At 35.4% G+C, this 15091-nt stretch carries 11 protein-coding genes; 2 read left to right on the forward strand and 9 right to left on the reverse strand.

Annotated elements, in window-relative coordinates; genetic code table 11:
- Positions 1–9: 9 nt before the first annotated feature.
- From ABJM36_RS11635 to ABJM36_RS11660, 6 genes are all read right to left on the reverse strand, one after another.
- The gene (locus ABJM36_RS11635; RefSeq protein WP_348451615.1) at positions 10–1374 is read right to left on the reverse strand and encodes a quinol:cytochrome C oxidoreductase; all 1365 of its coding nucleotides are present in this window, start codon (positions 1372–1374) and stop codon (positions 10–12) included.
- Between the two features lie 22 nt (positions 1375–1396).
- Positions 1397–1948 carry a cytochrome c gene (locus ABJM36_RS11640; RefSeq protein WP_348451616.1) on the reverse strand — a complete coding sequence of 184 codons (552 nt, stop codon included), beginning with the start codon at positions 1946–1948 and terminating at the stop codon, positions 1397–1399.
- An 8-nt stretch (positions 1949–1956) separates the two neighbouring features.
- Positions 1957–2487 (reverse strand): DUF3341 domain-containing protein, encoded by a 531-nt coding sequence (locus ABJM36_RS11645; protein WP_348451617.1) that lies wholly within the window; start codon positions 2485–2487, stop codon positions 1957–1959.
- 9 nt (positions 2488–2496) lie between these two features.
- Complete coding sequence (nrfD, locus tag ABJM36_RS11650; RefSeq protein WP_348451618.1) at positions 2497–4239, reverse strand: NrfD/PsrC family molybdoenzyme membrane anchor subunit; 1743 nt, start codon at positions 4237–4239, stop codon at positions 2497–2499.
- 28 nt (positions 4240–4267) lie between these two features.
- On the reverse strand, positions 4268–7372 hold the full coding sequence (locus ABJM36_RS11655) for a TAT-variant-translocated molybdopterin oxidoreductase (protein ID WP_348451619.1): 3105 nt from the start codon (positions 7370–7372) through the stop codon (positions 4268–4270).
- A gap of 72 nt (positions 7373–7444) precedes the next feature.
- On the reverse strand, positions 7445–8740 hold the full coding sequence (locus tag ABJM36_RS11660) for a c-type cytochrome (RefSeq protein ID WP_348451747.1): 1296 nt from the start codon (positions 8738–8740) through the stop codon (positions 7445–7447).
- Positions 8741–9032: 292 nt separating this feature from the next.
- On the opposite strand from ABJM36_RS11660, the gene ABJM36_RS11665 reads away from it, so the two are divergent.
- Positions 9033–9422: an SPOR domain-containing protein gene (locus ABJM36_RS11665; protein ID WP_348451620.1), complete on the forward strand. Its 390-nt coding sequence runs from the start codon at positions 9033–9035 to the stop codon at positions 9420–9422.
- Positions 9423–9501: 79 nt separating this feature from the next.
- On the opposite strand, the gene infB is transcribed toward ABJM36_RS11665, so the two are convergent.
- From infB to rimP, 3 genes are all read right to left on the reverse strand, one after another.
- Entirely contained in the window at positions 9502–12330 is a 2829-nt protein-coding gene (infB, locus tag ABJM36_RS11670; protein ID WP_348451621.1) for a translation initiation factor IF-2, read from the reverse strand.
- An 80-nt stretch (positions 12331–12410) separates the two neighbouring features.
- On the reverse strand, positions 12411–13643 hold the full coding sequence (nusA, locus tag ABJM36_RS11675; RefSeq protein WP_144115099.1) for a transcription termination factor NusA: 1233 nt from the start codon (positions 13641–13643) through the stop codon (positions 12411–12413).
- 11 nt (positions 13644–13654) lie between these two features.
- Positions 13655–14116 carry a ribosome assembly cofactor RimP gene (gene rimP, locus ABJM36_RS11680; protein WP_348451622.1) on the reverse strand — a complete coding sequence of 154 codons (462 nt, stop codon included), beginning with the start codon at positions 14114–14116 and terminating at the stop codon, positions 13655–13657.
- Between the two features lie 134 nt (positions 14117–14250).
- Between rimP and ABJM36_RS11685 the strand changes: the two genes are divergently transcribed.
- Positions 14251–15075 carry a universal stress protein gene (locus ABJM36_RS11685; RefSeq protein WP_348451623.1) on the forward strand — a complete coding sequence of 275 codons (825 nt, stop codon included), beginning with the start codon at positions 14251–14253 and terminating at the stop codon, positions 15073–15075.
- Positions 15076–15091: the final 16 nt, after the last annotated feature.

The following is a 15091-nucleotide window of genomic DNA, read 5'->3' on the forward strand; positions in this document are numbered from 1 at the left end:
TATATCTAATTAATAATGAAATTCTTCACTTTCTTTTCTAAAAGGATATCCTTTTACAAGTAATGGTGCTTTTGTTAAGGCGCTAAATACTACGAATATAAATAACCCTGCAAAAAGTAAAATTGAACTTATTTCTGGTATTCCAATAAACCATCTGTCACCTACAGTTGCTGGCATAATCATATTAAAAATGTCAATATAATGACCAAATAAGATTACTAAACCTGCCATAACTACAAACCATGGCATACGTTTATAATCCGCATTCATTAGCATTAATATAGGGAATACAAAGTTCATAACAACCATACCTAAGAATGGTAATTTATAATCTTGGAAACGCGTTACAAAATAGGTTACCTCTTCTGGAATGTTTGAATACCAGATTAACATAAATTGAGAGAACCATAAGTAGGTCCAAAAAATACTAAAGGCAAACATAAATTTAGCAACATCATGTAAATGGTTTTCATTTACAAACTCTAAATAGTTTCTAGATTTCAAATATATTGTGATTAAAGCAATAACGGTAATGCCACTTACAAACATACTTGCAAATACGTACCAACCGAATAATGTTGAGAACCAGTGCGGATCAACACTCATAATCCAATCCCAAGACATCATCGATTCGGTATAGATAAAGAATACTAAAAAGGCCGCAGAGATACGGAAAGACTTTTTAAAGTTACTTTTATCTTCGGCTGTATCTTGAGCAATAGAGAATTTTCTAGAAAAGTGACGGTAAGCATACCATCCACCTATAAAAATAAGACCTCTTATAACAAATCCACCAATGTTTAACCATCCTGCTTTACCTGCAATTAACTTATCATGAGCTACTACTTCAGGATCCATCCAAATGAATATATTATAATGCCCAATGGTACCAGAAGCTACAGCTATAGCTAATACAATTAAAGCACCAGGCAACATATAAGCCGTAATACCTTCCATAACTCTAAATAGCACTGGAGACCATCCTGCTTGAGATGCAATTTGAATAGCATAAAAGGCTAAAACACCTAAAGCAATCATCATAAAGAAAAATGCAGCTACATACAATGCAGACCAAGGTCTGTTAGCGATTTGATGCTGCACATGTTCAACATGTTCCTTGTGCTCATCAACTGCAGCATGTGCTGTGTCTCCGTGATTATCATGTGAATCAGCTACAGCATGTGCATCATGAGCTGGCGCTCCATGAGCGACTTCTTCACCATGTCCACCTCCGTGGTGTGATTCTTCTGCAAGTAAGTGCTCCACTTCTTCAAAAGATAAATGAGATGTCATAAAACCATAACCAACTCCTATTGCTCCTAAAAGCATTAGAATGAAAGAAAATGTCTTTAATTTATTTGAAAATGTATACATATCTATAATAATCTTATCAATCTTACTTTTCTAAATCTGCTTTCAATTTTAAAACGTATGACACTACTTGCCAACGCTCCTCTTCATTCAATTGGTTAGCATAAGAACCCATTGCATTTTTACCGTAATAAATAGTGTGGTAAATACTTCCTGCATTAATGGCTCTACCCGCATCATCATAACTTGGAATACCAAGAATTTTTTCACGTTTTACCAAGTTACCTTGACCGTTACCTTTATTACCATGACAAATTCCACAGTAAATATCGTATAACTCCTTACCTCTATTCAAATCTACTTGCGTAGAATCTAAAGGGCTATTCAAAGTCGCCTTTGCTAAATCATAACCAGCGGTTGAATTTTCAATATCAAAAGGAACAAACCCTCTAGGAATAGATCCTTCAGCTGGTAATTGTGCTTCCACTCCATTTGGAAATGCGGCTTCACCATAGGTTTCATATCCTGCAGATTCATACATATTTGGCATGAATTGATAGTTTGGTGCCGTACTCTTGTTACAAGATGTAGCTACGAAAACTACTGCTAATACTAATATTTTAATTAAGCTTTTCATATCTATTATTAATGGGCTTTATCAACTAAATTAATTTCTACTGCTCCAGTTTCTGCTAATAAACTTTCTAGTTCTTTCTCATTTCCATTTACAGCGATTTCCATTAAAAAATGATCATCCGTTGTTCTTGGATCCGGGTTTTCAGCATTTTTAAAGGGCCACATTCTACTACGTAAGTAAAATGTAATTACCATTAAGTGAGCTGCGAAAAATACAGTTAACTCAAACATAATTGGTACAAAGGCTGGCATATTTTCTATATAACTGAAACTTGGTTTACCACCAATATTTTGTGGCCAATCTTCAATCATAATAAAATTCATCATTAAAACGGCTACAGTCAAACCAATTAATCCGTATATAAATGCTGTAATAGCAATACGAGTTGGTGCTAATCCCATAGCTTTGTCTAACCCGTGAACAGGGAAAGGAGTATAAATTTCCTCAATGTGAAATCTTTCTGCCTTAACTTTTTTAACAGCTGACATTAAAATATCATCATCGGTATAAATAGCGTGAATAACTTTTGAAGCTTCCATTGACTATGTTTAGTTTATTAATTTTTTAGCTTGTCCAGACCAATCATCACGCTCAGCTCTTCCAGGGAAAGAACTTGTAATACTGTCTAACAAATCATATTCGTTTTTTGTCATTTTACTAACTTGAAGGAATGTATAAATACCAATGCTATTTAATACTTCTTCCATTTTAGGTCCAATACCATTTATTTGTTTCAAATCATCAGCAGTTTGAGTAGCCGGATCAAAAGCACCAATGCTTCCTAAAAGGTTACTTACTTTTTCTGAATTATCATCAGTAGAAGGTATTGTCTCTTTTACTTCAGCGACAGGCTTTACAACCCCATTTCCTGATGTTCTAGTATCTGCTCCTGTTCCTACTAAACTATCGCCTCTTTCTCTAATGTTTTTATAACGCTCTCCAGATGATTTCAATATTGTTTTAACCTCTGCTTGCGCAATAACTGGGAACGTTCTTGAGTATAATAAGAATAATACAAAGAAGAATCCTATCGTCCCAATAAAAATTCCAATATCTACAAATGTTGGCGAAAACATAGTCCATGATGATGGTAAGTAATCTCTGTGTAACGATGTTACAATAATTACAAAACGCTCAAACCACATTCCTACGTTTACTACTATAGAGATAAAGAAAGAAAACATTATACTCGTTCTTAATTTCTTGAACCACATAAACTGCGGAGAGAATACGTTACAAGACATCATCATCCAATATGCCCAAGCATAAGGACCAGTTGCTCTGTTTAAGAATGCGTATTGTTCATACTCCACACCTGAATACCAAGCTATAAATAACTCTGTAATATATGCTACACCTACTATAGAACCAGTAATCATAATTACTATGTTCATTAATTCGATGTGTTGTACTGTAATATAATCTTCAAGGTTACACACTTTTCTCATAATAATAAGAAGGGTATTTACCATAGCAAATCCTGAGAATACCGCACCTGCCACAAAGTATGGAGGGAATATTGTTGTATGCCAACCAGGAATAACCGATGTTGCGAAGTCAAAAGATACAATGGTGTGTACAGAAAGTACTAATGGCGTTGCTAAACCAGCAAGTACTAATGATACCTCTTCAAAACGTTGCCAATCTTTTGCACGACCAGACCACCCAAAACTTAATAAAGCATAAATCTTCTTTTGGAAAGGTCTAATAGCTCTATCTCTTAGCATAGCAAAATCTGGTAATAAACCTGTCCACCAGAATACTAATGATACAGATAGATATGTAGAAATTGCGAATACATCCCAAAGTAAAGGCGAGTTAAAGTTTACCCATAAAGAACCAAATTGATTTGGTATAGGTAATACCCAATATCCTAACCATGGACGACCCATGTGAATTATAGGAAATAAACCTGCTTGAACTACAGAGAAGATAGTCATCGCTTCCGCAGAACGGTTAATTGCCATTCTCCATTTTTGACGGAATAGTAAGAGTACTGCAGAAATAAGTGTACCTGCGTGACCAATACCAACCCACCAAACGAAGTTAGTAATATCCCAAGCCCAACCAACGGTCTTGTTTAAACCCCAAGTTCCAATACCTGTAGATACAGTGTATAAAATACATCCAATTCCCCAAAGGAAAGCTACTAATGAGATACTAAAAACTATCCACCATTGCTTATTTGCTTTTCCTTCTACAGGTTTGGCCACATCCACAGTAACGTCGTGGTATGATTTTTCGCCTGTAACTAAAGGTCTTCTAATAGGTGCTTCGTAATGAGACGCCATAATTATATAATTGATTCTTTAATTAAATTTATGCTTCAGTTGTATTTCTCACTTTAGTATGATACTGCACGTTAGGCTTAGTACCAACACTTTCTAATAAGTGATACATACGGTCATCTTCTTTTAGTTTTGCAACTTTAGAAGCTTTATCGTTGATATCTCCAAAAACCATAGCTCCACTACTACAAGCTGCAGAACATGCTGTTTGGAATTCACCATCTTTAATTTCTCTTCCGTCACGTTTTGCATCAAGAATAGTTTTCTGTGTCATTTGAATACACATAGAACATTTTTCCATTACACCACGAGAACGTACCACAACATCTGGATTTAATACCATACGCCCTAAATCATCGTTCATATGATAATCAAATTCATCATTTCCATTGTATAAGAACCAGTTGAAACGACGTACCTTATAAGGACAGTTGTTTGCACAATATCTAGTACCTACACAACGGTTATATGCCATATGGTTTTGACCTTGACGACCGTGTGATGTAGCTGCCACAGGACAAACTGTTTCACAAGGTGCATGGTTACAATGCTGACACATTACCGGTTGGAATGCCACCTGAGGATTCTCAGCTGCCTGCTCCATTTCTCCAAATCCGCCCAAAGAACCGTTATCTCCAAATAATCCTGAGAACCCGTCTTTTTTAGCATCATCTTCTTCAAATGTAGCATCAGATGAATAATATCTATCAATACGTAACCAGTGCATATCACGACTACGACGTACTTCACTTTTACCAACTACAGGTACATTGTTTTCTGCATGACAAGCAATAACACATGCCCCACATCCTGTACAAGAATTTAAATCGATTGATAAGTTGAAGTGATGTCCGATAGAACGATCAAACTCATCCCATAAATCAACTTCTGGAGAAGTCACTGGAGTTTCCTTATGGTTTAATGAAACCGTAGGAACTTTATTCCACACATCTCTATCAGACGTATTAAATATCTCTAAAGTAGTTTCTTTAATAATATCACCACGTCCCATTAATGTGTTATGTAACTGTACAGAAGCAAATTCATGCTCACCTGCAGCTAACTCAACTGTTACGTTTTGTACGTTATTAAAGTTATGATATAATGCATAGGCATTAACACCTGTTTGCATTTCTTCTTTTAAACCTAATGTTTTCCCATATCCAAATGCTAATCCAACCGTACCTTTAGCTTGTCCTGGTTGAATCATTACTGGTACTTTTAAAGTTGCACCATTTACAGTAACATTGGCATAACTACCATTTAATGCACCGTTAGCAACGTGTTTATTCATTAAACCTAATGCATCAGCATCAACTTTAGACACGGTTAAGTAATTATCCCAAGATGCTCTTGTTAATGGATCCGGAAACTCTTGCAACCATGGATTGTTAGCTTGTTGTCCATCACCCATACCAACTTTGGTATACAATGTCAACTCTAAACCACCGCTTGATTTTGCAGAAGACGCTAATGCTCTAGCTGCATTTCCTGAAGGCGCCTCAGCAGATGCCTCTGCATTTGAAGTCTCTTCAGTTTGAGTAGCAATTGTTCCCACAAAAACACCATCGTGTAATGCTTTGTTAAAAGAACCACCACCTAAAATTCCAGTTCCCCAAGTATCTTTAATATAATCATGGTAAGAAACACTGTTTCCCGTCCATTTTAATAAACATTCTTGAAATTGTCTTGTGTCAAACAAAGGACGAATTGTTGGTTGCGTTAAAGCATAATACCCCTTTTTGATTTCAACATCACCCCAAGATTCTAAATAATGTGGTGCTGCTGCAATATATTGTGATTCTGAAGACGTTTCATCTACTTTCATAGAAAACGCTACAGATAATTCTACTTTTTTCAATCCTTCAGCAAAATCTGAAGCATTTGGTAAGCTGTAAAGTGGATTAACACCACTCATAATAATTGCTCCTACACGACCAGCTTTCATATCGCCAACTAATTTAGCCACAGCAGCATCGCTACCTTGTCTTGTTTTAATTGGAGTAGATATATCAAAAGCCTTACTTCCTAAAGCTTCATTTATTTCTAAAACAACTGTTTGTGCATTAACATCTTGTATTCCTGTTACCACAACACCGTTACTTCCTGCCTTTTTAAGTTGAGAAGCTGCTTTTTTAACTGCATCTTCTACAGCTCCAGGTAATGTTCCTGAAACAGATCCGCCTACCACATAGCTATATAATTTAGCAAGCGCTATTTTTTGCTCTGTAGGTGTTAATGGAACACGTTTATCAGCATTGGCACCAGTAAGCGACATATTAGACTCAAACTGAATATGTCTTGACATTTTACCATGGTTTGGCGCTTTGTTCTTAGAATACCCAGAATCAAAACCGCCTCCTTGCCAATCTCCTAAGAAATCTGCACCTATAGAAACAATAGTCATTGCCTTAGCGAAATCGTAATTTGCTAATGCGCGTTCTCCATATTTAGCTTGATAAGCATCTAATGCAGCAGACTCTGAAACAGAATCATAAACCACATGACTTACATTACCATACTTTTCTTTGAATTCAGAAATCAACTTACTTGTAGATGGACTCGCAAATGTTTGTGTTAATAACACAATGTTTTTGTTAGCCGCAGCAATGTTGGTTAATTTCTCTGTAGTTTCAGAATCAAAATCACTCCAAGAAATAGACGAATCTCCTTTCTTAGGACCTTGCACTCTTAAACTATCATACAACCCTAAAACCGAAGCATTCACTCTAGCATTAGCACTACCATTGGTAGCTGCCATCGAATTGTTTTCAATTTTAATTGGACGACCTTCACGCGTTTTTACTAAAACACTAGCAAAATCAAAACCATTTGCAATTGTAGTTGCATAATAGTTAGCAACCCCAGGAATAATTTCTGTTGGTTGTACTATATAAGGAATAGATTTTTTTACAGGACCCTCACAGGCAGCCAAAGAAGCGGCAGCTGTACTAAATCCCACATATTTTAAAAAATCGCGACGCGTTGTAGATGTCTCCTCTAATGTTTCTTTATCACCTAAAAATTCATCAGTAGGAATTTCTGCTACAAACTCGTTTTGTTTTAGCGTCTCAACAATAGAGCTATTTTCGTTTAGCTCTTCAACACTTTTCCAGTATTTCTTGTTTGATGACATATTATATAATTGAATTACTTCTTAATTTTTTATTTAATATTTTCCGCTTTCGCTGAAAGAAAAACTACTTTTTTAGTAGTGACACTTACCACATTCCAATCCACCCATTTGAGCGGCAGTTAACTCATCGACACCATACTTTTTAGATAACTCATCGTGTATTTTAGTATAGTAAGCATTGTCCTTAACATCAATGTTTGTTTCTCTATGACAGTTGATACACCAACCCATAGTTAATGGCGCATGTTGATACATAACTTCCATCTCTTCAACAGGTCCATGACACGTTTGACACTCTACACCTGCAACAGTTACGTGCTGTGAGTGGTTAAAATAAGCGAAGTCAGGTAAATTATGAATACGAACCCATTTTACTGGTTGCGCATCTCCTGTATATTTTTGCTCAGCATCATCCCATCCTGCAGCAGCATATAATTTTTTGATTTCGCCATCATAAAATTCTTTAGTGTATTCAGGAGAAGTTTCGCCATTATACTCATAAACTGATTTATGACAGTTCATACAAACATTTAACGAAGGAATACCCGATGTTTTACTAACTCTTGCAGAAGAGTGGCAGTACTTACAATCAATTCCGTTATCGCCAGCATGTATTTTATGTGAAAAATGTATAGGTTGTACCGGTTGATACCCTTGGTCCACCCCTATTTGAGATAAATAACCATAAACAAAGTATGCACTAGATAACAAAAAGAATATTGCTACAACAATCATTAAAAACTGATTTTGAACAAATGCTTTCCATAATGGTGTTCTTTCAGTAACCTCTGGTAAATCGATACCTTGAGCACCTGCGAAACGACGAAGTGTTTTGTTTACCAAATAAAGACCTGCAGCTAAAAGAATAAATAGAATAGCTAGTGCTCCTAAAATAATTTCGTTTGAAATTCCATCAGAGCCACCACTAGTTGTAGCCGCACCTCCAACTGGAGTAGCTGCCTGAGCTGGCGCTTTCTTTTCTTCAGCCGTATAAGCAAGAATGTTATTTATATCCTCATCTGATAATTGGGGAAATGCAGTCATTGCAGCACCACCATACTCATCGTATACTTTTTTAGCATAAGAGTCACCAGATTTGATAACACCTGAACTATTACGAATCCAAGCATGAATCCAAGTACGATCTAAACCTTGCTCGTCACTTAAACGCGCCTCTACGTTACGTAAAGCTGGCCCTGTCATTTTTTTATCTAATTGATGACAAGCTGCACAATTAGCATTAAATAATGATTTTCCTTTTGCTGGGTCCCCTTCTTGAGCTGAAAGAGCCGATGTAAATGCTAGTAAAACAACTAAGCTTAAACTAAGAAAGTTTGTGCTTAATTTACGGTGAATCACCTTTCTCATATTGTTGGTCAAATTAACTTCTAAACTTTGGTATGATTTTTTCATTACGATAAATGGAAAAATACAGTTAAAAAAATCTGTCGCAAAAGTAATATTAAAAGTCGATTTTAGAAATGTTAGCTAAGTGTTAATTGTTAATTTAGAGGGATTCTAAATAATAAAAAGAGCTACAATTAAGTTTATAACGTATACATTTGTATAAAATATATGAATTAAAAACACCCAATGAATTACCAAAATGACTTTTATAAGATGATTATAAAGGCGTTACAATAAAAAAGTTAATACACACATGAAACCATTGAACCTAAAAAAAAGTTTATTAAGCCTTATATGTTTAGTTTTAATATCAACTACAAGTTTTTCTCAACAAGGTAATGTTGTTATAAATCAAGACAAACATATTACCGTTTTGTTAGATTTAAAGAAAGAATTAAATAAAGATGAGATTAGTTCTGAACGTTATAAGATTCAGGTTTATTCAGGCAATAGAGCTGGTGCATATGCCGCACAAGAGGAGTTTACTAGTGCTTTTGAAGGTTGGCATCCATCTATGCAATACGAAACACCAAACTTTAAAATTTGGGCCGGAAATTTTAGAACACGTTTAGAGGCAGATCGTGCTTTAAAGAAAATAAAAATAAAGTTTCCTCATGCTTTTATTTTTAAGCCTAAAAAATAAAACGGATTTACTAGAACTAAAAAAGAGCGACCAATTGGTCGCTCTTTTTTTATATAATTACTTTAGTTATGAAAGTATATTATTTCAACTTCTTTTTAACCTCTACTTCGTGGAAAGCTTCGATAATATCACCTTCTTTAATATCGTTGTAGTTTTTAATTTGCATACCACAGTCGTAACCTTTAGAAACTTCTTTAGCATCATCTTTAAATCGCTTTAACGACGTTAATTCGCCAGTATAAACAACCACACCATCACGTATTAAACGAATTCCTGCATTACGCGTTATTTTACCATTCGTTACCATACAACCTGCTATAGTACCAATTTTAGAAACTTTAAATATCTCTCTAATTTCTGCAGTACCTAAAATCTCTTCTTTCAATTCTGGAGATAACATACCTTCCATCGCATCTTTAAGATCATTAATGGCATCATAGATAATAGAGTATGTACGGATATCAATTTCTTCCTTATCAGCAATCATTCTTGCGTTACCAACTGGTCTCACATTAAATCCTACGATAATAGCATCTGATGCCGAAGCTAACAATACATCACTTTCAGTAATGGCACCAACACCTTTATGTAAAATATTAACTTGAATCTCTTCAGTAGATAGTTTTTGGAATGAATCTGTTAACGCTTCAACCGATCCGTCAACATCACCTTTAAGGATAATATTCAACTCTTGGAAATCTCCTAAAGCAATACGACGACCAATTTCATCAAGTGTAATATGGCGTTGAGTTCTTACCGATTGCTCACGTTGTAATTGTGCACGTTTAGAAGCTATTTGTTTTGCTTCACGCTCATCTGCAAATACATTAAATTTATCACCTGCTTGTGGCGCACCGTCTAAACCTAATATAGAAACTGGTGTTGAAGGTCCTGCCGCGGCAATATCATGTCCTCTTTCGTCATGCATAGCTTTAATTTTACCACTATGCTGACCTGCCAATACATAATCCCCAACTTTAAGTGTTCCCGCTTGTACAAGTATGGTAGATACATATCCACGCCCTTTATCTAGGAACGCTTCTACTACCGTACCAATAGCTGGTTTATCTGGGTTCGCTTTAAGCTCTAATAACTCAGCTTCAAGCAATACCTTTTCTAATAATTCTTTAACTCCAGTACCTTTCTTCGCAGAAATATCATGAGATTGAACTTTACCACCCCAGTCTTCAACTAATAAATTCATTTGTGCTAAACCTTCCTTAATTTTTTCAGGGTTGGCAGCTGGTAAATCTATTTTATTAATTGCAAAAACTATAGGCACGCCTGCCGCTTGTGCATGCGAAATAGCCTCTTTGGTTTGTGGCATAATATCATCATCGGCAGCAGCTACAATAATAGCAATATCTGTTACTTGAGCACCACGCGCACGCATTGCTGTAAAGGCCTCGTGACCTGGTGTATCTAGGAAGGCAATTTTTTGTCCGTTTTCTAATTCTACACCATAAGCACCAATATGCTGTGTAATTCCACCAGACTCACCTGCGATTACATTTTCTTCACGTATGTAATCTAAAAGCGATGTTTTACCATGATCGACGTGACCCATTACTGTAACAATTGGTGCACGTGGTTTTAAATCTTCTGGCTTATCAACAACTTCTTCAATGGACTCTTCAATATCTGCAGTTACAAACTCTACTTGATATCCAAACTCATCGGCAACGATAGACAATGTTTCAGCATCTAAACGCTGATTCATAGTTACCATCATACCAAGCGACATACATGCTGAAATAATTTGCGTTACGCTAACATCCATCATAGTAGCCATTTCACTAGCCGTAACAAACTCGGTTACTTTTATGATTTTGCTTTCAGCTGCTTCGATTTGTTGATCGATTTCAGTTTGCTCTCTATGCTTATCTCTTTTATCTCTTCTGTTTTTAGCACCACGACCTCTGTTAGATTTACCTTGAAGTTTTTCAAGTGTTTCACGCACTTGTTTTTTCACATCTTCTTCAGAAGGCTCTTCTTTTACAACATTACGACGTCCTGCTCCAGCACCTGGTTTTCCTCTAAACCTGCTATCTCCACCACCTGTTCGAGCTCCTCCACGATTATCTTGTGGCGCTCCAGCTTTACTAATACGGCGACGTTTTCTTTTATTAGCGTCTCCTGCCTTAGCAACAGGTTTCTTTTCTTCTTTCTTCTTCTTAGGCTTATTAAACTGGGATAAATCAATTTTATCTCCAGCTATTTTAGGTCCCGTAAGCTTTTTGTATTGCGTTTCTACCTTTTCCTCAGGAGTTACCAACTCGCCATCAACAACAACTTGTTTTAGCTTAGGCTTTTCTGGAGTTTCTTCCTTAGGATCAGTTTTTTTGGTTTCAGACTTAGTTTCAGACTTAGTTTCGGCTTTAGGTTCAGACTTAGATTCAGTCTTAGGGGTTTCCTTTTTAACAGGTTGCTCCTTTACAGCTTCAACCTTTGGTTCCACTTTAGCTTCTACTTTTGGCTCTGCTTTAACCTCTTTTGCGACCTCTTTTTTAGGTTCTGCAGGTTTTTCTTCAGGTTTCTTTTTAGGATCTAAATCAATTTTCCCAACAGTTTTAGGTCCTGAAAGTTCTGCTGAAGCTTTTACCACTTCTGCTTTTCTGGCTCTTTCTCTGGCTTCTTGTGCTTTTTGCTTAGCTTCTATTTCTTTTTCACGTTTAATACGTAAATCTTCCTTTTCCTTTAGCTTTGCTTCGCTTACTGCTTGAGACTTAACTTTTTTATTAGCATCTGTTTCAAATTCACCCGAAAGGAGATTATAAGTCTCCTGAGAAATTTTTGTAGTTGGACGCTTCTCTATTTCTACGCCTTTAGAATCTAAAAATTCTACAGCGCGATCTAGAGAGATATTAAGCTCACGTAATACTTTATTTAATCTAATTGTTTCAGCCATAAATCGCCTTTAAAATACTCAAATATATGTATTATACCCTTTCGGACATAATGAAAATGCAAATCTGCACTTATTATTTACTAATCTTCAAATTCTTCTTTAAGAATTCTTATAACATCTTGGATGGTTTCTTCCTCCAAGTCGGTTCTCTTAACAAGATCTTTAACGTCTTGTTCTAATATACTTTTTGCAGTGTCTAAACCTGCTTTACTAAACTCTTCAATAATCCAACCTTCAATTTCATCTGTAAACTCACGTAACTCAACATCTTCCTCTGCGCCTTCTCTAAATACGTCAATTTCGTAGCCTGTTAACTGACCAGCTAAACGGATGTTATGACCACCTCTACCAATAGCTTTACTTACTTCTTCTGGCTTTAAGATAACCTCAGCGCGTTTAGTTTCTTCATTTAATTTAATTGAAGTTACACGTGCTGGACTTAACGCTCTAGTTATAAATAATGGTAAATTATTGGTATAGTTAATAACATCAATATTTTCATTACCTAACTCACGTACAATACCGTGAATTCTTGAACCCTTCATACCTACACAAGCTCCAACAGGATCTATTCTATCATCATAAGAATCGACAGCTACTTTTGCCTTTTCTCCTGGAATTCTTACCACATGCTTAATGGTAATTAAGCCATCAAAAACTTCTGGTATTTCTTGTTCAAATAATTTTTCTAAAAACTTAGGTGAGCTTCTAGACATAATAATTGTTGGTTTAGCGCCTTTAAGCTCTACACTATCAATTACTCCTCTTACATTATCTCCTTTTCTGAAGAAATCTGAAGGTATTTGTCTATCTTTTGGAAGCACAATTTCGTTACCTTCATCATCTAATAAAATAACAGCTCTGTGACGAATATGGTGTACTTCTGCTGTATATATTTCCCCTACTAAATCTTTAAATTGCTTATAAATTATAGTATTATCGTGCTCATGAATTTTAGAAATTAGGTTTTGACGTAATGCTAAAATAGCACGTCTACCTAAATCGATAAGCTTAACTTCTTCAGATACATCTTCACCAACCTCAAAATCAGGCTCAATTTTACGAGCTTCAGTTATTGTAATTTCTTGATTAGGCTCTTCAACTTCGCCATCGGCAACAACAACTCTATTTCTCCATATTTCTAAATCACCTTTATCTGGGTTTACAATAATATCAAAATTATCATCATCGCCAAATTTCTTTTTTAAGGCACTTCTAAATACATCCTCTAAAATTGCCATTAACGTAACTCTGTCAATTAGCTTATCATCTTTGAATTCTGAAAAAGATTCAATTAATGCGATATTTTCCATAACTCTTTAAATTAAAATTTAATCATAACTTTTGCTTCTACAATATTTTCATAAGGAATACTAACTTCCTTTTTAACAGTTACTTTACCCTTACCAATTGGTTTAGGCTCTCTAACTTTCCACTCTAATTTGATATTATCTTCAGTAGCTTCGGTAAGTGTCCCTTCAATTTCTTCAGAACTGGTTCTTACACTAAGCGTTCTTTTAATATTTTTCTTATACTGGCGTTTGTGTGTTAAAGGTGATGCCGCACCTGCCGACATAACCTCTAAAGAAAAATCGTGTTCGTCTCTGTCAATATTATGTTCTATGGCTCTGCTAATAAACATACAATCCTCAACTAAAAGCCCATTATCGCCATCTATTATTATCTTAATATGATTTTCTGTATTTATAGAAAAATCTATTAAAAACAAATCTGGACGTTCCAATAACGCCGTTTCTAGTAATTCTGTAACTGTATTTTTAAACATTTTTAGTATAAAAAGAGGGGACTTTCCGTCCCCTCATATCTTTAATTCCGCCTTTCAACGATGCAAATATATAATATTTTATTGATTTTTAAAGGAATATTTCATAAATTTAGATACACCACAACTACTATCATATGAAAAAAATACTTGTTCCTACCGATTTTTCAGACCAGGCTGAAAACGCTTTAAAAGTTGCTGCTCAGTTAGCTAAAACTCATAATGCCGAAATTTTTTTACTTCACCTTATTGAAATGCCCTTGCACGAAGTTGACGCTATGAGCTCGCAAAGCGATTTACCTGAGGCTATGTTTTTTATGAAATTAGCACATAAACGATTTAAGTCTATTTTAAGAAAAAGATACCTGAATGACATAACTGTACACGAAACCGTAGATTTTAACGAGATTTTTAAAGGCATTTTTCATAATTGTAAAAAGTTCAACATCGACCTGGTTGTCATGGGGTCCAACGGTGTAAGTGGTTTACGGGAAATGCTAATTGGAAGTAATACCGAAAAAGTAGTAAGAACTTCTGAAATACCAGTACTTGTTGTTAAAAAGGAACACGAAAGCTTTAACGTCTCTAATTTTGTTTTTGCTTCGGATTTTAAAGATGAAAGCAAAGAAACCTACAAAAAAGCCATTGCATTTGCCAAAAATTTTAATGCTAAACTGCATTTGCTAACCGTAAATACGCCAAATAAATTTATGCCTTCGGAAGAAACAAATGAACGTATGAAAGCTTTTGTAGAGTCTTCCAATTTTAAAAACTACACCTTAAATACTTATAATGATGTTACGATTGAAAAGGGCATTATGAATTTTTCGGAATCTATAAACGCCGATTTAATTGGCATGAGCACCCATGGCAGGCAAGGTATTTCTCATTTTTTTAATGGTAGTATTAGTGAAGATTTGGTTAATCATGCCAAACGCCCTGTAGTTACTTTCAAGATTTAGTTGTGAAATGGAAAAC

Source organism: Algibacter sp., from assembly GCF_039977455.1.
Taxonomy (GTDB): domain Bacteria; phylum Bacteroidota; class Bacteroidia; order Flavobacteriales; family Flavobacteriaceae; genus Algibacter_B.